At 62.4% G+C, this 18,378-nt stretch carries 16 protein-coding genes, 1 tRNA gene and 2 pseudogenes; 16 read left to right on the plus strand and 3 right to left on the minus strand.

Going from position 1 to position 18,378, the window contains the following annotated elements:
- Positions 1-224 precede the first annotated feature (224 nt).
- On the minus strand, positions 225-827 hold the full coding sequence (locus tag QRN22_RS08665) for a hypothetical protein (protein WP_042552855.1): 603 nt from the start codon (positions 825-827) through the stop codon (positions 225-227).
- A gap of 293 nt (positions 828-1,120) precedes the next feature.
- Here QRN22_RS08665 and hppD point away from each other — a divergent pair, with 293 nt between their 5' ends.
- From hppD to QRN22_RS26570, 7 genes and pseudogenes are all read left to right on the plus strand, one after another.
- Positions 1,121-2,203, plus strand: a complete 1,083-nt coding sequence (gene hppD, locus QRN22_RS08670; RefSeq protein WP_042552856.1) for a 4-hydroxyphenylpyruvate dioxygenase — start codon at positions 1,121-1,123, stop codon at positions 2,201-2,203.
- Between the two features lie 4 nt (positions 2,204-2,207).
- Complete coding sequence (locus QRN22_RS08675) at positions 2,208-3,347, plus strand: homogentisate 1,2-dioxygenase (RefSeq protein ID WP_042552857.1); 1,140 nt, start codon at positions 2,208-2,210, stop codon at positions 3,345-3,347.
- On the plus strand, positions 3,347-4,327 hold the full coding sequence (locus QRN22_RS08680) for a fumarylacetoacetate hydrolase family protein (protein ID WP_042552858.1): 981 nt from the start codon (positions 3,347-3,349) through the stop codon (positions 4,325-4,327). The genes QRN22_RS08675 and QRN22_RS08680 overlap by 1 nt, the downstream gene beginning before the upstream one ends.
- 378 nt (positions 4,328-4,705) lie before the next feature.
- On the plus strand, positions 4,706-5,356 hold the full coding sequence (gene maiA / locus QRN22_RS08685) for a maleylacetoacetate isomerase (protein ID WP_042552859.1): 651 nt from the start codon (positions 4,706-4,708) through the stop codon (positions 5,354-5,356).
- 83 nt (positions 5,357-5,439) lie between these two features.
- A complete protein-coding gene (locus tag QRN22_RS08690) occupies positions 5,440-6,828 on the plus strand; it encodes an amino acid permease (protein ID WP_042552860.1) in 1,389 nt (462 codons plus the stop codon).
- 1,166 nt (positions 6,829-7,994) lie between these two features.
- Positions 7,995-8,183, plus strand: a pseudogene (locus tag QRN22_RS26565) (HAMP domain-containing protein); the annotation flags it as partial.
- Between the two features lie 264 nt (positions 8,184-8,447).
- Positions 8,448-9,038: pseudogene (locus tag QRN22_RS26570) on the plus strand (methyl-accepting chemotaxis protein); the annotation flags it as partial.
- Positions 9,039-9,097: 59 nt separating this feature from the next.
- Here QRN22_RS26570 and QRN22_RS08700 read toward each other — a convergent pair.
- On the minus strand, positions 9,098-10,228 hold the full coding sequence (locus QRN22_RS08700; protein WP_042552862.1) for a metal-dependent hydrolase: 1,131 nt from the start codon (positions 10,226-10,228) through the stop codon (positions 9,098-9,100).
- Positions 10,229-10,368: 140 nt separating this feature from the next.
- On the opposite strand from QRN22_RS08700, the gene arfB reads away from it, so the two are divergent.
- The gene (gene arfB / locus QRN22_RS08705; RefSeq protein WP_042552863.1) at positions 10,369-10,782 is read left to right on the plus strand and encodes an alternative ribosome rescue aminoacyl-tRNA hydrolase ArfB; all 414 of its coding nucleotides are present in this window, start codon (positions 10,369-10,371) and stop codon (positions 10,780-10,782) included.
- Here arfB and dkgB read toward each other — a convergent pair.
- Positions 10,779-11,582: a 2,5-didehydrogluconate reductase DkgB gene (gene dkgB / locus QRN22_RS08710; RefSeq protein WP_042552864.1), complete on the minus strand. Its 804-nt coding sequence runs from the start codon at positions 11,580-11,582 to the stop codon at positions 10,779-10,781. The two genes, arfB and dkgB, sit on opposite strands and share 4 nt — an antisense overlap.
- 357 nt (positions 11,583-11,939) lie before the next feature.
- On the opposite strand from dkgB, the gene QRN22_RS08715 reads away from it, so the two are divergent.
- The 8 genes from QRN22_RS08715 to pheS all read left to right on the plus strand — a co-directional run bounded on the left by QRN22_RS08715 (position 11,940) and on the right by pheS (position 18,347).
- Positions 11,940-12,341 carry a PA2779 family protein gene (locus QRN22_RS08715; protein ID WP_042552865.1) on the plus strand — a complete coding sequence of 134 codons (402 nt, stop codon included), beginning with the start codon at positions 11,940-11,942 and terminating at the stop codon, positions 12,339-12,341.
- The gene (locus QRN22_RS08720; RefSeq protein ID WP_042552866.1) at positions 12,326-13,285 is read left to right on the plus strand and encodes a PA2778 family cysteine peptidase; all 960 of its coding nucleotides are present in this window, start codon (positions 12,326-12,328) and stop codon (positions 13,283-13,285) included. The genes QRN22_RS08715 and QRN22_RS08720 overlap by 16 nt, the downstream gene beginning before the upstream one ends.
- A gap of 538 nt (positions 13,286-13,823) precedes the next feature.
- Positions 13,824-13,900: transfer RNA gene (locus QRN22_RS08725), tRNA-Val, on the plus strand.
- A gap of 220 nt (positions 13,901-14,120) precedes the next feature.
- The gene (gene thrS, locus QRN22_RS08730) at positions 14,121-16,043 is read left to right on the plus strand and encodes a threonine--tRNA ligase (RefSeq protein ID WP_042552867.1); all 1,923 of its coding nucleotides are present in this window, start codon (positions 14,121-14,123) and stop codon (positions 16,041-16,043) included.
- A complete protein-coding gene (gene infC / locus QRN22_RS08735; RefSeq protein ID WP_179540022.1) occupies positions 16,043-16,594 on the plus strand; it encodes a translation initiation factor IF-3 in 552 nt (183 codons plus the stop codon). The genes thrS and infC overlap by 1 nt, the downstream gene beginning before the upstream one ends.
- 60 nt (positions 16,595-16,654) lie before the next feature.
- The gene (gene rpmI, locus QRN22_RS08740; RefSeq protein WP_042552869.1) at positions 16,655-16,849 is read left to right on the plus strand and encodes a 50S ribosomal protein L35; all 195 of its coding nucleotides are present in this window, start codon (positions 16,655-16,657) and stop codon (positions 16,847-16,849) included.
- 27 nt (positions 16,850-16,876) lie between these two features.
- Positions 16,877-17,233, plus strand: a complete 357-nt coding sequence (rplT, locus tag QRN22_RS08745; RefSeq protein WP_003461224.1) for a 50S ribosomal protein L20 — start codon at positions 16,877-16,879, stop codon at positions 17,231-17,233.
- A 97-nt stretch (positions 17,234-17,330) separates the two neighbouring features.
- The gene (gene pheS, locus QRN22_RS08750) at positions 17,331-18,347 is read left to right on the plus strand and encodes a phenylalanine--tRNA ligase subunit alpha (protein ID WP_042552870.1); all 1,017 of its coding nucleotides are present in this window, start codon (positions 17,331-17,333) and stop codon (positions 18,345-18,347) included.
- Positions 18,348-18,378: the final 31 nt, after the last annotated feature.

An 18,378-nucleotide genomic window follows, 5' to 3' on the forward strand; every position in this document is an offset into this window, starting at 1 on the left:
CGGAGATCCTTCTCCCACAGACCGCTGCCCTCCAGGCCGGATCATGCGCGTCGGCTATCCGATTCGCCCGCAAGCGGGCTCCTACAGAAACGGGGTGTTCGCTGGTTGGGTGGCGGGCTCGATCGCGTAGGAGCCCGCTTGCGGGCGATGGAGTTGTGGCCGCACCGCGATACCCGCGTTGGCACCATTTCGGTAGACGCGCCCTTGAGGCCAGCATTGAAAAACTACTCGTGCGGCAGCTTGCTGCCCCATTGCTGGATCGCCTTGGTGCGTTGCACGCTGGCGTTGACGGCCTTGTCGAGTTCTTCGTTGTAATCATCCAGCCAGCTGCGTGAGCCGGGAATCATGTCGGCGAGGTCGCGCATGCCGTTCTTCAGGGCCTGCAAGCTCTGCTGGAAACTCTGTTCCTGGCCCAGCAGGGTGCGGCCCATGAGCTTCAGCGCGGCGATGTCCTGGGGCGGGGCCGCTGCCGGTGCCGCGGTGGCTGGCGCCGGAGGCGGCGGGGTGGCCGCCAGTTTCAGCAGGGCATCCTGGCGTTTTTGATCCTCTTTGAGGCTGGCCACTTCCGTTTCCAGCGCTTCGGCACGCTTTTGAACGGCGGCGAATGCCTCGGGATCGAAAGGAGGCGGCTCGTCGGCGAGCATCTTCACCACCGCCGAGGTGGCCAGGCTCGATAGCACGATGAACAGCAGCAACGCCAAGCCGAAGATCAGCAGGCGGTTGAGGCGGTTGGCCTTTTCCAGCTTGGCCAGGCGCTCCTCATCGCTGGCGGGGGCGAGATCGAACGCGGCTGGGCTCTCGGCTTCGGAAGGCGTTTCACTGCTCATGGCGGCCTCATGGTTGGCTCATCTTGGATGCTGTCATTCTGGCACGTTTGCAGTTATCTGCCTGTCATTCGGCCATCATCCCGTCGGCAGCCAAATCGACCACGCTGTAAAGAAAGGTTTACGAGCGGGGAAGGTCTGTGGCTCTAAAAGCCACGAATACCGTGGCGGGGCCTTCCGATGTATCGATCCGTTGCCACGGCCACGACCTAAGGTCACCTCGCACCCATCCGAGGGCCTTGCCCCTAACACCGGCCTCGACTGTCATGGAGCCATAACGACAACGAGGACAACCCATGAACGCCGTGTCCAGAATCGAACAGCACAACCCCATCGGAACCGACGGTTTCGAGTTCGTCGAATTCACCGCCCCTACGCCTGAAGGCATCGAGCAGCTGCGTCAGCTGTTCACCGCCATGGGCTTCACCGAGACGGCCAGGCACCGCAGCAAGCAGGTCTGGCTGTTCCAGCAGCACGGCGTCAATTTCGTCCTCAACGGCAGCCCGACCGGCCATGTACATGCCTTCGCCGAGAAGCACGGGCCGAGCGCCTGTGCCATGGCCTTCCGGGTTCGCAACGCCGCCCAGGCTGCCGCCTATGTGAAGGAGCAGGGCGCTACCCTGGTCGGCAGCCATGCCAACTTCGGTGAGCTGAACATTCCCTGCGTCGAGGGCATCGGCGGCTCGTTGCTGTATCTGGTCGACCGCTATGGCGAGCACAGCATCTACGACGTGGATTTCGAGTTCATCGAAGGTCGCGGGCCGGACGACAACGCCGTGGGCCTGCAGATGATCGACCACCTCACCCATAACGTGAAACGCGGGCAGATGGACGTCTGGTCGGGCTTCTACGAGCGCATCGCCGGGTTTCGCGAGATCCGTTACTTCGATATCGAAGGCAAGCTCACCGGTCTGGTCTCCCGGGCCATGACCGCGCCCTGCGGCAAGATCCGCATCCCCATCAACGAGTCCGCGGACGACAAGTCGCAGATCGAGGAATTCATCCGCGAGTACCACGGTGAGGGCATCCAGCATATCGCGCTGTCCACCGACGACATCTACGCCACCGTGCGCAAGCTGCAGGCCAACGGCGTGGCGTTCATGAGCACGCCGGACACTTACTACGAGAAGGTCGACCAGCGCGTGGCCGGGCATGGCGAGCCGCTGGACGTGCTGCGTGACCTGAGCCTGCTGATCGATGGCGCGCCAGGTGACGACGGCATCCTGCTGCAGATCTTCACCAACACGGTGATCGGTCCGATCTTCTTCGAGATCATTCAGCGCAAGGGCAATCAGGGCTTCGGCGAGGGCAATTTCAAGGCCCTGTTCGAATCCATCGAAGAGGATCAACTGCGCCGTGGTGTGATCAGCGAGGAGTGAAGCCATGAGCCGCAAATGGATCAGCTTTCCCCTGCGTGAAGGCGAGCACTCGCGCCAGGCTCACTGTGACTTGCCCGCCGAGACCTACGAGCGGGAAATGGGCCGCGAGGGTTTCTTCGGCCCCGTGACCCACCTGCATCACAAGCACCCGCCCACCGGCTGGGTCGACTGGCAGGGCCCGCTGCGGCCCCATGCCTTCGACTTCAACCGGATTGCCAGCGAGCACGACTGCCCGCTGCAGGCGCCGCTGACCCTGCATAACGCCGACATTCGCTTGCGCGTGTGGAAGACCGCCGGCGCCATGAGCCACCTGGTGCGCAACAGCGATGGCGATGAACTGCTGTTCGTGCATGACGGCGCGGGGCACTTCTACTGTGATTTCGGGCACCTGGAGTACCGCGATGGCGATTACCTGGTGATTCCCCGTGGCACTGCCTGGCGCATTGAGCCGACAGCGCCCAGCCATTTCCTGCTGATCGAAAACACCGATGGCGCCTACCAGCTGCCCGACAAGGGGCTGCTCGGGCCCCAGGCGATCTTCGATCCGGCCGTGCTCGATCATCCGCATATCGATGAGGCCTTCAAGGCCCAGCAGGACGAGCGCACCTGGCAGATCCGCATCAAGCGGCGCAACCAAGTCAGCACCGTGACCTACCCCTACAACCCGCTGGATGCGGTGGGCTGGCACGGCGACAACACCGTGGTGCGCCTCAACTGGCGCGATATCCGGCCCCTGGTGAGCCATCGTTACCACCTGCCACCGTCGGTACACACCACCTTCGTGGCCAACGGCTTCGTGGTCTGCACCTTCACGCCGCGGCCGGTGGAGTCCGATCCCGGCGCACTCAAGGTGCCGTTCTTCCACAACAACGATGACTACGACGAAGTGCTGTTCTATCACCGCGGCAATTTCTTCAGCCGTGACAACATCGAAGCCGGGATGGTCACCCTGCACCCCTGCGGTTTCCCCCATGGCCCGCACCCCAAGGCCCTGAAGAAGGCGCAGACCGACCCAGCCACCTTCACCGATGAGGTGGCGGTGATGATCGATACGCGCCGCGCCCTGGAAGTGGCTGATGCCGCTGCTGCGGTGGACGTTGCCGAGTACGTGAATTCCTGGCGTGCGCCGGGCAAGGAGTCCTGATGAAACTGGCATCACTGAACCAGGGCCGTGATGGCGTGCTGGTGGTCGTCTCCCGCGATCTGTCATGTGCCGTTCGCGTGCCACAGATCGCCCACACGCTGCAGGCCGCCCTGGATCGATGGGCGAACATGCGGCCGCAACTGGAGGCGGTCTACCAGCGCCTCAATGATGGTCTGGAGGCTGCCGCGTTCTACTTCGACCAGCGCGATTGCCACAGCCCGCTGCCACGCGCCTATCACTGGGCCGATGGCAGTGCCTACGTCAATCATGTCGAGCTGGTGCGCAAGGCCCGCGGTGCCGAGATGCCCGAGTCGTTCTGGCACGAGCCGCTGATGTACCAGGGCGGCGCGGATGCCTTCATCCCGCCCCACGCGCCGATCCGTCTGGGTGACGAAGCCTGGGGTATCGATCTGGAAGCCGAACTGGCGGTAATCACCGACGACGTGCCGATGGGCGTCACGCCTGCCCAGGCGCTCGGGCATGTGCAGTTGCTGCTGCTGGTCAACGATGTGTCGCTGCGCAACCTGATTCCCGGCGAGCTGGCCAAGGGCTTCGGCTTCTACCAGAGCAAGCCGTCGTCGAGCTTCTCACCAGTGGCGGTCACCCCGGACGAGCTGGGCGAGAGCTGGCGCGAGGGGCGGGTGCATCGGCCACTGGTGTCGCATATCAACGACCAGCTGTTCGGCCAGCCCGACGCCGGCACCGACATGACCTTCGACTTCCCCACGCTGATTGCCCACGCCGCCCGTACCCGCCCCCTGGGCAGCGGCACCCTCATCGGTTCGGGGACCGTTTCCAATTACGACCGCAGTGCCGGTTCCAGCTGCCTGGCCGAGAAGCGCATGCTGGAGGTGATCGAGCACGGCGAGGCGAAAACCCCGTTTCTCAAGTTCGGCGACCGGGTGCGCATCGAGATGTTCGACGCCGCTGGTGCGAGCATCTTCGGCGCCATCGACCAGCAGGTCGAACGCTACCGCTAGCCAGGAGCCTGGTTTGTGCAGGCGCGTCGTCTTCGGCGCGAAGCGATTGCGGCCTTAGCGCATCATCTGCGTCGGCTGCACGATTCGCCCCGGGGGCGGGGCTCCTACGGGTAGGCGGTTGGCGGCAAGGTATTTGCGGGTCGCGTAGGAGCGTCGCCCTCGGCGCGAAGCGGTTGCGGCCTTAGCGCATGATCTGTGCTGGCTGCACGATTCGCCCCGGGGGCGGGGCTCCTACGGGTATGGGGTTGGCGGCAAGGTATTTGCGGGTCGCGTAGGAGCGTCGCCCTCGGCGCGAAGCGATTGCGGCCTTAGCGCATCATCTGCGCTGGCTGCACGATTCGCCCCGGGGGACGGGGCTTCTACAGATGTGGAGGCTGTATGTTGACGTTGTATTCCTACTGGCGCTCCAGCGCTGCTTACCGGGTGCGTATCGCGCTCAACCTGAAGGGCATCGCTTACCGGCAGGTGCCGGTGCATCTGGTTCGCGAGGGCGGGGAGCAGCACGGCGATGCCTACCGGGCGCTGAACCCCCAGGGCCTGGTGCCGCTGCTGGTGGACGAGGAGAACGGCGGGGTGCGGATCGCCCAGTCGCTGGCGATTCTCGAATACCTCGAGGAGATCTTCCCGGTGCCGGCGATACTGCCTGGCGAACCGGCGCAGCGCGCGGCGATCAGGGCGCTGGCGCTGCACATCGCCTGCGAGGTGCATCCGCTCGACAATCTGCGGGTGCTGCAGTACCTCGGGCGTGAACTGGGCGTCTCCGAAGAGGGGCGAAGCGCCTGGTACCGGCACTGGGTGGCTCAGGGCCTGGCTGCCGTGGAACAGGGTCTGGTGGCGTACGGTGAAACATTTTCCCTGGGCAAGCGGCCCGGCTATCTGGAAGCCTGTTTGGTTCCACAGGTGTACAATGCGCGCCGTTTCGACTGTGACCTCGATGCGTATCCTCGCATCCTCGCTCTGACCGCACGCTGTGAGGCCCTCGAGGCATTCCGGCAAGCCGCACCGGATGCCCAGCCCGACGCGCAGTGATCGACGAGAAAACCAAGCCATTCCGCCAGGCCACGAGCCGAGCGGGTTCGATCCCGTCACGGTCGATCACCCACAGGTGACAGATGCCAAGCGAAATGCTCCAGACAGGCCCGCTCAAGCGCGGCCTGAAGAACCGCCATATTCAATTGATCGCCCTGGGTGGCGCTATCGGTACCGGTCTGTTCCTCGGCTCGGCCGGGGTCATGGCGTCGGCCGGGCCATCGATGATCCTCGGCTACGCCATCGGCGGTTTCATCGCCTTCCTGATCATGCGCCAGCTCGGCGAAATGATCGTCGAAGAGCCCGTGGCCGGCTCCTTCAGCCACTTCGCCCATGCCTACTGGGGGCCGTTCGCGGGCTTCCTGTCGGGCTGGAACTACTGGGTGCTCTACGTGCTGGTCGGCATGGCCGAGCTCACCGCAGTGGGCAAGTACGTGCAGTACTGGTGGCCGGAGGTGCCGACCTGGGCCACCGCGGCGGTGTTCTTCGTCGCCATCAATGCCATCAACCTGACCAATGTGCGGGTGTTCGGCGAGGCCGAGTTCTGGTTCTCGATCATCAAGGTGGTGGCGATCATCGGCATGATCCTGCTCGGCTGCTACCTGCTGTTCAGCGGCGCAGGCGGCGAGCAGGCATCGGTGAGCAACCTGTGGAGCCACGGCGGCTTCTTCCCCAACGGCATTTCGGGGCTGGTGATGATGATGGCCATCATCATGTTCTCGTTCGGCGGCCTGGAGCTGGTGGGCATCACCGCGGCCGAAGCCGATCAGCCGAGAACGGTGATCCCCAAGGCGATCAACCAGGTGGTCTATCGCATCCTGATCTTCTACATCGGCGCGCTGACCGTGCTGCTGTCGCTGCATCCCTGGGACGATCTGGTGGCGACCCTCACCGCCGGTGGCGACTCCTACGGCAGCAGCCCCTTCGTGCAGATCTTTTCGCTGATCGGCAGCGACACCGCTGCGCACATCCTCAATTTCGTGGTGCTCACCGCGGCATTGTCGGTCTACAACAGTGGCGTGTACTGCAACAGCCGCATGCTCTACGGCCTGGCAGAGCAGGGCAATGCGCCCAAAGCGCTGCTCAAGGTCGACAAGCGCGGTGTGCCGGTGCTGGCGATCTTCTTCTCGGCGGCCTTCACGCTGGTCTGCGTGGTGGTCAACTATCTGGTACCCAAGAGTGCGCTGGAGCTGCTGATGTCCCTGGTGGTCGCCGCACTGGTGATCAACTGGGCGATGATCAGCCTGGCCCACATCAAATTCCGCAAGGCCATGCAGGCCAAGGGCGTCGAACCGTCGTTCAAGGCCTTCTGGTTTCCCTTCGCCAACTACCTGTGCCTGGCGTTCGTGCTGTTCATCCTTGGCGTGATGCTGTTCATTCCGGGCATTCGCATGTCGGTGTTCGCCATCCCGTTCTGGCTGCTGTTCATCTGGGGCTGCTTCCAGCTGCGCCAGCGTCGGCTCGCTCGGTAGCCGCCTGGCTACCCGCAACACCCGCAGTGCAAGGCTGCGGGTGTCATTTGTGCCATCTGCTACCGCGCTGCAACCTTTTGTTGCGCTACAGCAAACCTCTCAGTGAACCTGCAGGTATAGTGGCAACTTAATGGCGCTGTCTTTTTGCTAAGGGTTTGTGCCCATTGGCCGATGACCTTTCTGGAGCCATGAGTAGCGTCGCCATGACGGCGCTCGAGCACTGCAATCTATAAAAATAAATGGAGCCGCTTAGGATGTTGCATTCTGCCACTCGACTGTTCGTCGACCTTTCCGTAGGCAAGAAACTTCTGATGGGCTTTGGCCTGGTGCTGTTGCTGACCGTTGCCGTGACCGGCAGTGGTTTCGTCGCCGTGCAGGCGGTGATGACGGGGCACGCCCAGTCCCTCGGGCTGTCGACCATCGACGCGCAGATACTCGGTGCGCGGCGCATGGAGCGCGATTACGCCATCAGCCACAGCGAAGCCGATGCGCAGCGCATGCGTGAGCAGCTCGCCACGGTGCGTGCCAGCCTGGCCGAGCAGATCGCCAGTGCCACCCCCGCCGAACGTGAACGTCTGCAGGCCATGGACACCGCCACCGCGGACTATCTTCAGCAGTTCGACGCCAGCGTGCAGCAGCAGGCTCGCGCCAGCGAAGCCCGTACCCAGATGGGCGAAGCGGCCCAGGAAGCGCGTAGTCAGTTCGAGATGATCGAGCTGGGCATGTACGACGCCGTGCGTGAATTGCGCCTGGCCGGCGACCAACTGCGCGGCAGCGACCCGCTGACCCTGGCGGAAACCGCCTCCAACCTCAGCAAGCGCATGCTCGAACTGCGCGGCCACGAAAGCCAGTTCATCATCGATGGCTCGCCGGCTGCGCTGGAAGACTGGAACTTCGTCAGTTACGACCTGCAATCATCGGCCAGCGGCCTGATGGTGTGGCTCAACGACGATCAGAAGCGCGCGATCGAGGCCGCCCTGCTGGCGCTTGGCACCTACCAGCAGGCGTTCACCAATTTCCAGCAGCTCTACGAACAGAGCAAGGCCAGTGATGCCGCCATGCTCCAGCAGGCCGATCAGGTGCTTGCGCTGGCCGAACAGGCCAAGAACATCGAAGAGCAGAGCATGAACGATGACAGCCGCAGCGCCATGTTGCTGCTCGGCAGCATGGGCGGCGCGGCCGTGTTGATCGGCCTGTTCGCGGCGCTGAGCATCAGCCGTTCCATCGTCGCACCGCTGCGCCAGACCGTGGCCTTCGCCCAGCGCATCGCCGGTGGTGACCTCAGCCAGGATCTGCCTCAGGACCGCCATGACGAACTCGGCCAGTTGCTCGAGGCCATGCAGGGTATGACCCGCAGCCTGCGCGATCTGGTCGGGCGGATTGGCGGTGGGGTTGGGCAGATCGCCGCGGCAGCCGAGCAGCTCTCGGCGATCACCGCGCAGACCAGCGCTGGCGTGCAGACCCAGAAGGTCGAAACCGAGCAGACCGCCACCGCCATGCACCAGATGGCCGCCACCGTGCAGGAAGTGGCGCAGAACGCCGAGCAGGCCTCCCTGGCCGCGGCCGACGCGGATCGCGAAGCCCAGCAGGGCAATCAGGTGGTGCAGCAGGCCATCAGCCAGATCGGCAAGCTGGCCCAGGAGGTCGAGCAGTCGGCTGAAGCCATGCAGGAGCTGAATCAGGAAAGCGGGCGCATCGGCAGCGTGCTGGAAGTGATCCGCGCGGTCGCCGAGCAGACCAACCTGCTGGCGCTCAACGCCGCCATCGAAGCGGCCCGTGCCGGTGACCAGGGCCGCGGTTTCGCCGTGGTGGCCGATGAAGTGCGTGCCCTGGCACGACGTACCCATGACTCGACCCAGGAAATCGAAAACCTGATCGCCAACCTGCAGCGCCTGGCCGGTGGCGCCTCGGCGCAGATGGAAGGCAGCCGTGTCCTGACCCAGCGCACCGTGAGCCTGGCAGGGGAGGCCGGTGATGCACTCGGTCGCATCACCCAGGCGGTGAGCACCATCGAACAGATGAATCAGCAGATCGCCGCCGCCGCCGAAGAGCAAAGCGCCGTGGCGGAAACCATCAGCGAGAGCGTGACCCGAGTACGCGATATCGGCGAACAGAGCGCCAGCGCCAGCCAGCAGACCGCCAGCTCGAGCGCCGAACTGGCGCGTCTTGGCGTCGAGCTACAGGGCCTGGTGCGGCAGTTCCGAACCTGAGGTCGGGATACCCGGGAAAGGGCTTCCCGGGTACCGCTTCGCTCGACCCAGGCTAGGGTTCACAGCGCCGGGTCTTTCTTGTCGTTCGCGGAGCTGGCTGCTTTGCGGCCTGGCGCCAGGTCGGTATCGGGTGGTGAGCTCTCGCCTTGCGGATACTGGCTCAGCTCGCTGGCCCAGAGCGCCAGTGGGACGGGCGTCGAGGGCTGCCAGATGCGCTGCCAGAGCAAGGCCAGGCGCTGCATGTCGCCGCGCTCCGAGGGCCAGCGCTCGATGAACGACTGCACCTGCCAGGCATCGCCCTGGCGGTGAGCGAAGTCGAAACGGAACGGGTGGAAGCCGGTCATGCCCAGGCGGATGTCGGTGACCACCAGATGATCGCTAAGGCGGTCGTAACGCAGCACGTCATTGGTGAACCACTTCAAGCGTTGATGGGCTGGCGAATCGTCCAGCGCCTCGCCCAGTGCGGCCCCGCGAGGCATGCGCTCCAGCACCGGTGGCGCGCCGTCGAACCAACCGACCAACGCCTCGTGGTAGTCCTCGCCCTCGATCACGATGACCCGCCACAACAGCGTATTGAACGGCGTCGGCGAGCTGAAGATGGCTTCGGCTTCGATGCCTTGACGGGCCAGCTCCTGCTCCACCCGGTGCTCGGCCATGTATTTGCCGCCCAGGGTCGAAGCCAGATACAGGGTGGAAAACGCCAGCGCCCAGTTGACCACTGGGTTGGCCCGATCCTTCAGGCCGCTGATCAGCCCATAGATCACCGCGCCAAGCAGCGGCAGGCTGTAGATCGGGTCGATGATGAAGATGCTCGACCAGGCCGCCGGTGTGGGCGCCAGCGGCCAGAGCAGTTGCGTACCGTAACTGGTGAAGGCGTCGAGCAGCGGATGGGTGATCAGTACCAGCCAGATTGCCAGGAACAGCCGCTGGGCCGAATAGCCGGGATGGGGTCGCCACTGTCGTATCAGCCAGGTCAGCAGTAGGGCGAAGCCGCTGAGCACGAACAGCGAATGACTGAAACCGCGGTGATAGGTCATCGCCGCCACCGAGTCGCCGTAGTCGATGATCACGTCCAGATCCGGCAAGGTGCCCAGCACGGCACCATAAAGCAGCGCCTTGCGCCCCTGCCAGCGCCCCAGCAGGGCGCCCTGAATGCTGGCGCCGAGTACGGCTTGGGTAATCGAGTCCATGGTCTTCTCTGAAATGCCTGCGCGGTCGACTACGTTACTTGAGCGCCTCGCACCTTGTATCGGCAAATTTCAAGCAAAGGTTTCAGCCGTGCGGGCGTCTGGCGGGCTATCCTGCACGCCCATTCAGAACAAGGCACCCCATGCTGGTCATTTCCAACAGCATCCATCTGCCTGACGACGAAGTCGAACTCACCGCCATTCGCGCCCAGGGTGCGGGCGGGCAGAACGTCAACAAGGTGTCCAGCGCCATGCACCTGCGTTTCGACAGCCAGGCGTCGTCATTGCCGCCGTTCTACAAGGAGCGGCTGCTGGCCCTGCGTGACAGCCGCATCACTGCCGATGGCGTGGTGATCATCAAGGCCCAGCAATATCGCACCCAGGAACAGAACCGCGCCGACGCTTTGGAGCGCCTGGCGGAGCTGATCCGCTCCGCAGGCAAGACCGAAAAGGCCCGCCGCCCCACCAAACCGACCCTCGGCTCCAAGAAGCGTCGGCTGGAAGGCAAGACCAAGCGCGGGGCGATCAAGGCGGGCAGGGGTAAGGTCGACTTCTAATCCCAGTGCGGAGCGAAGCCCGGGTTGGCCAGTCGTTCACCGCGCTCCAGCTTGGCGATGGCTGCCATGTCCTGCTCGCTGAGCGTCAGCTTCAGTGCACCCAGGTTGCTTTCCAGATTGGCCCGTTTGGTGGACGACGGAATCACCGCGAAGCCCTGCTGCAGCGCCCAGGCCAGGGCGACCTGTGCCGGGTTGGCGGCGTGCTTGGCTGCGATGTCCTGGATCACCGGGTCGGTCATCACCTTGCCATAGGCCAGGGGCATGTAGGCGGTCAGGTGCACGCCGTGTTCCTGGGCGAACGCCACCACCTTGCGGTTCTGCAGGAAGGGGTGGATTTCCACCTGGTGAGTGGCGATCTGGTCGGCGCCCACTACCTCCATCGCCTGTTGCAGGTGCGCGTTGGTGAAGTTGGACACGCCGATCAGCGCGGTCAGGCCAGCGGCCTTGGCCTCCAGCAGGGCGGCCATGTATTCGGCTACCTGCAGGTCGTCATTGGGGGAGGGCCAGTGGATCAGGGTCAGGTCGACTTGATCGAGGCGCAGCTTGCGCAGGCTTTCCTCCAGGCTGGGGATCAGCTTGTCGGCGCCCAGGTTGTCGGTCCAGATCTTGGTGGTGACGAACAGCTCGCTGCGCGGCACACCGCTTTCGGCGATGGCCTGGCCCACTTCGGCTTCGTTGCCGTAGATCTGCGCGGTGTCGATGTGTCGGTAGCCGAGCTCCAGGCCGGTGCGTACCGAGTCGATCACCTGCTGGTCCTTGAGGCGGAAGGTGCCGAGGCCGAGGGCGGGAATCTGTGGCATGTAAGTCTCCTGTTGAATGAACAGCTGTCTGTAGCTGACAGCGATGCCTGGGCGTTGTTGCGCTGGATTCGCGAGCCAGTAAGTGCCGTGGACTTGTGCGTAAGAACCGCGTTTCATGCAGAACATATTTGCGCCGCGACTACCTGAGCAGCGAGCTGGGCCAGACGCTCTGAGTCATCGGGCACGCGCAATGGCATGAAATGCGCTGGTTTTCGGGGCGTTTTTCGGCGCCGGGCGGCGAGGCTGCAGCGCCCGGTATTCCTGGGCTGCAGCGCCTGCCGAGGTGGCCGCAGATATAGGTGGAACTGGCCGATTGCCACAGGGGTCTAGGATGATGGTTGATAAGGAGATACCAAAATGACCAAATCCCCGTTCTTTCGTCGTCTGGCTGCCATGTTGGCAGTGTTCCATGTCCTGATGATCGCCCAGGTTCCACTCGCCAATGCCGCGATGATCGGTACGGGTGAAGTGCTCACCGAGCAGCAACAGCAGGTCGACCGTCAGCAACTGCTGTCGATGCTCGACGATCAACAGGTCAAGGAAAAGCTGCTCGCCATGGGCGTCGAGCGTGATCAGGTGGAAAACCGCATCAACAACCTGACCAGCGCCGAACTGTCGCAATTCAATGCTCAGCTCTCCGAAGCCCCGGCTGGTGCGGGTGTGGTCGGCATCATCGTGTTGTTCTTGGTGATCTTCATCATCACCGATATGCTCTGCGCCACAGACCTCTTCAGTTTCGTGAAATGCATAAATCGCTAAGACCGCTCCTCGCTTCACTTCTGATCGTCCTGCTCAGTGCATGCGCCAGGTCTCCGGTACTTTCACCGGAGGCCCAGCGCCTGCCTGAGCGGGTCGAGCTCAGCAGCGTTCCCTTCTATCCGCAGACCGCCTACCAGTGTGGGCCCGCCGCTCTGGCGACCATGCTCAACCAGCGCGGTGTGCTGACCACTCCCGGTTTCCTGCAGGACCAGGTCTACATCCCTGGCCGCGAAGGCAGCCTGCAAGTGGAGATGGTCGCGGCAGCGCGTTCTCACGATCTGCTCGTCTATCCGCTCAAGCCCAAACTCGATGCGCTGCTCGCCGAAGTGGCCGCTGGCAACCCGGTGCTGGTGCTACAGAACCTGGGCTTCGATTGGTACCCGCAATGGCACTTCGCGGTACTGGTGGGGTATGACCGTCGCGAGCAGACGCTGATCTTGCGTTCCGGCACCACCCGCCGCTGGGTGACCGATTTCGCCGCCTTCGACAAGACCTGGGCGCGCGGCAGCCGCTGGGCCGTGGTGACCATGCCGCCAGACACCTTGCCGGCCACCGCCGAGCCGACCACCTGGCTCAAGGCTGCCGCGGATCTGGAAGAGGTCGGCCGCAAGGACGTCGCCCAGCACGCCTACCGCACTGCCACCCAGCGCTGGCCGGAACAGGCCGTCGGCTGGTTCGCCCTGGCCAACAGCCGTTACGCCGGCGGTGACCTGCGTGGCGCCGAAGCAGCGCTTCGCGAAAGCGTCAGCCGCCAGCCGGACTTCGCTGCAGGCTGGTTCAACCTGTCCCAGGTGCTCGACGAACGCGGCTGCAAAGCGGAGTCCACCAGTGCCCGCCAATGCGCCCAACGCATCGCCCCCGACGACAAGCGCTTCACCGTAATCGGTAAGCAAGGTGCCGCATCAGGCCAGTGCAGCGCCCCCATCGCGTGCCCGCTCCAGTAAGGCATCCGGCAAAACAGAACGGCGCTCTCGAGCGCCGTTTTTCGTATGGGTTGGTACGCGCCGCGCCGGACCGTCTCCCGCAGGGTGGATCGAGGTGGGTAGCTGGCGCTCTTTTTATCCGTCGTCCATGGGTAACCCGATCCGGGCCGGTCCCGCTATCAGGGTGCCGTCTGCCATCGTACTGGTAGAAAAGAGGAGCGTTTTCCACCCTGTGAATGCGTACGTCTTCGTTGCCTGGGCTGGCCTTGGGCCGTGAGGACGCAGAGCGTCTCGGGATGCATACCCACGCGGAGCGTGAGGAGCGATCAGTTGCTGTGCCAATGCTGGAATAGAAGAACGTTTTCCACCCTGCGAGGGCGATGCGCATCATCGTAGCCCGGGTTGTGCGAAGCGATACCCCAGGAATAAGAGCTGGCGTTACGGCGGCGAGGGCAGGGCGGTTACATGCCTCAAACGTAAAAAACTCAGTTTTTTTAGTCAGTTAGCGAAAAAAGGTGTTGACTCCTCGGCGTGGCTCCGTAGAATGCGCACCCACAGCAGGCACATAGCTCAGTTGGTTAGAGCACCACCTTGACATGGTGGGGGTCGTTGGTTCGAATCCAATTGTGCCTACCAAATTTTAAATGGTCGCTTCGGCGGCCATTTTTTTTGGCCGTCTTGTCAAGCGGTCATGATTCTGAAAGCATCCACCGTTTCACACCTTCCAGTGACTGCGGTTCTGTGGCCAGCCTCACGGCTCCTGCCTCTGTATGGCAGATACGCCACCGGATCGCTTACTGGCTCATCCCAACCCACGTGGCCTTTGGTAGAGGTCACCACTAGGAGAGGAGGCGCCATGCCCATCATTACTCTTCCCGACGGCAGTCAGCGTTCGTTCGATCACCCGGTATCCGTACTCGAGGTGGCGCAATCCATTGGTGCTGGCCTGGCGAAAGCCACCGTCGCCGGCAAGGTCAGCGGTCGTCTGGTAGACGCCTGTGACCTCATCGAAGCCGATGCGACCCTGCAGATCATCACGCCCAAGGATGACGAGGGTGTCGAAATCATCCGTCACTCCTGCGCCCACCTGATCGGCCACGCGGTCAAGCAGCTGTACCCGACTGCGCGCATGGTCATCGGCCCGGTGATCGACGATGGCTTCTATTACGACATCGCCTACGAGCGCCCCTTCACGCCCGATGACGTCACCGCCATCGAAGCGCGCATGAAAGAGCTGATCGACAAGGACTACGACGTCATCAAGAAAGTGACGCCGCGCGCCGAAGTCATCGACGTGTTCACCTCGCGCAGCGAAGACTACAAGCTGCGCCTCGTCGAAGACATGCCGAACGAGCAGGCCATGGGCCTGTACTACCACGAAGAGTACGTGGACATGTGCCGCGGCCCGCACGTGCCCAACACCCGCTTCCTCAAAGCATTCAAGCTGACCAAGCTGTCCGGCGCCTACTGGCGTGGCGATGCCAAGAACGAGCAGTTGCAGCGCATCTATGGCACCGCGTGGGCCGACAAGAAGCAGCTGGCTGCCTACATCCAGCGCATCGAAGAAGCCGAGAAGCGCGATCACCGCAAGATCGGCAAGCGCCTGGACCTGTTCCATACCCAGGAAGAAGCGCCGGGCATGGTGTTCTGGCACCCCAACGGCTGGACCATCTACCAGGTGCTCGAGCAGTACATGCGTGGTGTGCAGCGTGAAAACGGCTACCAGGAAGTCCGTACCCCGCAGGTCGTCGACCGTGTGCTGTGGGAGAAGTCCGGGCACTGGGGCAACTACGCCGACAACATGTTCACCACCGAGTCGGAAAGCCGCGACTACGCCATCAAGCCCATGAACTGCCCGTGCCACGTGCAGATCTTCAACCAGGGTCTGAAGAGCTACCGCGAGCTGCCGCTGCGTCTGGCCGAGTTCGGCTCCTGCCACCGCAACGAAGCATCCGGCGCCCTGCACGGCATCATGCGCGTGCGCGGCTTCACCCAGGACGACGCGCACATCTTCTGCACCGAAGAACAGGTGAAGAAGGAAGCGGCCGACTTCATCAAGCTGACCCTACAGGTCTATTCGGACTTCGGTTTCAGCGACATCAAGATGAAGCTGTCCACCCGTCCGGCCAAGCGCGTTGGCGACGATGCCTTCTGGGATCGCGCCGAGAAAGCCCTGGCCGACGCCCTGAACGATGCCGGCCTGCCGTGGGAATACCTGCCGGGCGAGGGTGCGTTCTACGGTCCGAAGATCGAATTCACGCTGCTCGACTGCCTAGGCCGTGCCTGGCAGTGCGGCACCCTGCAGTACGACCCGAACATGCCGCAGCGTCTGGAAGCGAGCTACGTTTCCGAAGACAACAGCCGCAAGATTCCGGTCATGCTGCACCGCGCGATTCTCGGTTCCTTCGAGCGTTTCATCGGAATTCTCATCGAGCACTACGAGGGTGCCTTCCCGGCATGGCTGGCGCCAACCCAGGCGGTGGTCATGAATATCACCGACAAACAGGCCGATTTCGCCCTCGAAGTGGAAAAATCGCTCACTCAAAGCGGCTATCGTGCCAAGTCCGACTTGAGGAACGAGAAGATAGGCTTTAAAATCCGCGAGCATACTTTGCTCAAGGTCCCCTATCTGCTCGTCATCGGGGATCGCGAAGTCGAGACGCAAACTGTCGCTGTGCGTACCCGTGAAGGTGCTGATCTGGGCTCTATGCCCATCGCCCAATTCAATGAGTTGCTCGCACAAGCGGTTTCCCGGCGCGGTCGCCAAGATTTGGAGTAATTATTATTAAGCGTGAAATGAGACAAGATAAACGAGCTGCACCGAAGGCCCCGATCAACGAGAATATCTCGGCACGCGAGGTTCGGTTAATTGGCGCTGAAGGCGAGCAGATTGGCATCGTCTCTATTGAAGAAGCGCTTAGAATCGCCGAAGACGCGAAGCTGGATCTGGTGGAGATTTCCGCTGATGCGGTCCCACCAGTGTGTCGGATCATGGACTATGGCAAGCACCTCTTCGAGAAGAAGAAGCAGGCTGCCATCGCCAAGAAGAACCAGCACCAGCAGCAGATCAAAGAAATCAAGTTTCGTCCAGGGACGGAAGATGGGGATTACCAGGTAAAACTTCGCAACCTGGTACGTTTCCTGATGGAAGGGGACAAGGCCAAGATCTCTCTGAGATTCCGTGGTCGTGAGATGGCCCACCAGGAGCTGGGTATGGAACTGTTGAAGCGAGTCGAAGCCGACCTCGCCGAACACGGTACCGTCGAACAGCATCCTAAGATGGAAGGACGCCAACTGATGATGGTCATCGCTCCCAAACGCAAGAAGTAACCTCCAGGGCACGGCAGGCCTTATGGTTATCTATATCAACTGAATGCGGAGTATCCGAACATGCCAAAGATGAAAACCAAAAGCGGTGCGGCTAAGCGTTTCCTGAAAACCGCCACCGGCTTCAAGCACAAACACGCTTTCAAGAGCCACATCCTGACCAAGATGTCGACCAAACGTAAGCGTCACCTGCGCGGTAGCACCATGGTGCATCCGTCTGACGTTGCAAAGGTCGCGCGCATGCTGCGCGTTCGTTAATCTCGGTCAAGAAAGAGGAAATAACTCATGGCTCGTGTTAAACGTGGCGTTATCGCTCGTGCTCGTCACAAAAAAATTCTGAAACTCGCTAAAGGCTACTACGGTGCACGTTCGCGCGTATTCCGTGTTGCCAAGCAGGCTGTCATCAAGGCTGGTCAATATGCCTACCGTGACCGTCGTCAGAAAAAACGTCAGTTCCGCGCTCTGTGGATCGCTCGTATCAACGCTGGTGCTCGCGTCAACGGTCTGTCCTACAGCCGCCTGATCGCTGGCCTGAAAAAAGCGTCGATCGAAATCGACCGTAAGGTTCTGGCTGATCTGGCAGTGAACGAAAAAGCGGCGTTTGCTGCGATTGTCGAGAAAGCGAAAGCCGTACTGGCTTAAGTCCCCGACAATCACCGGGTTTCGGCCCGGTGCTAAACGTCACCAATAGGGGAAGAGCCTTCAAGCTCTTCCCCTGTTTCGTATCTGGAGTCTGTAAATGGAAAATCTGGATGTGCTGGTCTCGCAAGCGCTCGAGGCCGTCAGCCACACCGACGATGTGAACGCCCTGGAGCAACTGCGGGTTCACTATCTGGGCAAGAAGGGCGAACTGACCCAGGTGATGAAGACTCTGGGCAACCTGTCTGCCGAAGAACGTCCTAAGGCGGGCGCTCTGATCAACTCGGCCAAGGAGCGCGTCCAGGACGCCCTCAACAGCCGCAAGGACATTCTCGAGTCGGCCGCGCTGAGCGCCAAGCTCGCCGCCGAACGTATCGATGTCACCCTGCCGGGCCGTGGCCAGGCATCGGGTGGTCTGCACCCGGTTACCCGTACCCTGGAGCGCGTCGAGCAATTCTTTACGCGCATTGGTTACGGCATCGCCGAAGGCCCCGAAGTGGAGAACGACTACCACAACTTCGAGGCGCTCAACATTCCGGGTCACCACCCGGCGCGTGCCATGCACGACACCTTCTACTTCAACGCCAACATGCTGCTGCGCACCCATACCTCGCCGGTACAGGTACGCACCATGGAGTCCCAGCAGCCGCCGATTCGCATCGTCTGCCCGGGCCGTGTGTACCGTTGCGATTCCGATATCACCCACTCGCCGATGTTCCACCAGGTCGAAGGCCTGTTCGTGGACGAGGGCGTGAGCTTCGCCGACCTCAAGGGCACCATCGAGGAATTCCTCCGGGTGTTCTTCGAGAAGCCCCTGGGCGTGCGTTTCCGTCCCTCCTTCTTCCCGTTCACCGAGCCATCGGCCGAAGTCGACATGCAGTGCGTGATGTGCAGCGGCAAAGGCTGCCGCGTGTGCAAGCAGACTGGCTGGCTGGAAGTGATGGGCTGCGGCATGGTCCACCCGAACGTGCTGCGCATGAGCGGCATCGACCCGGAAAAATACTCCGGCTTCGCCTTCGGCATGGGCGTCGAGCGCCTGGCCATGCTGCGCTACGGGGTGAACGACTTACGGCTGTTCTTCGATAACGATCTGCGGTTCCTGGCGCAATTTCGCTAGCACCTCTCGCAGTTTGTAATCGAATCGGATC

This window comes from Pseudomonas sp. MEJ086, from assembly GCF_030209025.1.
In the GTDB taxonomy this organism is placed as follows: Bacteria; Pseudomonadota; Gammaproteobacteria; order Pseudomonadales; family Pseudomonadaceae; genus Aquipseudomonas; species Aquipseudomonas fulva_A.

Coding starts and splice junctions, on each gene's coding strand:
- hppD (WP_042552856.1), top strand. CDS start 1,121: ATGAACGCCGTGTCCAGAATCGAACAGCACAACCCCATCGGAACCGAC.
- QRN22_RS08680 (WP_042552858.1), top strand. CDS start 3,347: ATGAAACTGGCATCACTGAACCAGGGCCGTGATGGCGTGCTGGTGGTC.
- QRN22_RS08700 (WP_042552862.1), bottom strand. CDS start 10,228: ATGGACTCGATTACCCAAGCCGTACTCGGCGCCAGCATTCAGGGCGCC.
- pheS (WP_042552870.1), top strand. CDS start 17,331: ATGGAAAATCTGGATGTGCTGGTCTCGCAAGCGCTCGAGGCCGTCAGC.
- dkgB (WP_042552864.1), bottom strand. CDS start 11,582: ATGCCACAGATTCCCGCCCTCGGCCTCGGCACCTTCCGCCTCAAGGAC.
- QRN22_RS08675 (WP_042552857.1), top strand. CDS start 2,208: ATGAGCCGCAAATGGATCAGCTTTCCCCTGCGTGAAGGCGAGCACTCG.
- QRN22_RS08720 (WP_042552866.1), top strand. CDS start 12,326: ATGCATAAATCGCTAAGACCGCTCCTCGCTTCACTTCTGATCGTCCTG.
- QRN22_RS08665 (WP_042552855.1), bottom strand. CDS start 827: ATGAGCAGTGAAACGCCTTCCGAAGCCGAGAGCCCAGCCGCGTTCGAT.
- QRN22_RS08690 (WP_042552860.1), top strand. CDS start 5,440: ATGCCAAGCGAAATGCTCCAGACAGGCCCGCTCAAGCGCGGCCTGAAG.
- thrS (WP_042552867.1), top strand. CDS start 14,121: ATGCCCATCATTACTCTTCCCGACGGCAGTCAGCGTTCGTTCGATCAC.
- rpmI (WP_042552869.1), top strand. CDS start 16,655: ATGCCAAAGATGAAAACCAAAAGCGGTGCGGCTAAGCGTTTCCTGAAA.
- maiA (WP_042552859.1), top strand. CDS start 4,706: ATGTTGACGTTGTATTCCTACTGGCGCTCCAGCGCTGCTTACCGGGTG.
- arfB (WP_042552863.1), top strand. CDS start 10,369: ATGCTGGTCATTTCCAACAGCATCCATCTGCCTGACGACGAAGTCGAA.
- QRN22_RS08715 (WP_042552865.1), top strand. CDS start 11,940: ATGACCAAATCCCCGTTCTTTCGTCGTCTGGCTGCCATGTTGGCAGTG.
- rplT (WP_003461224.1), top strand. CDS start 16,877: ATGGCTCGTGTTAAACGTGGCGTTATCGCTCGTGCTCGTCACAAAAAA.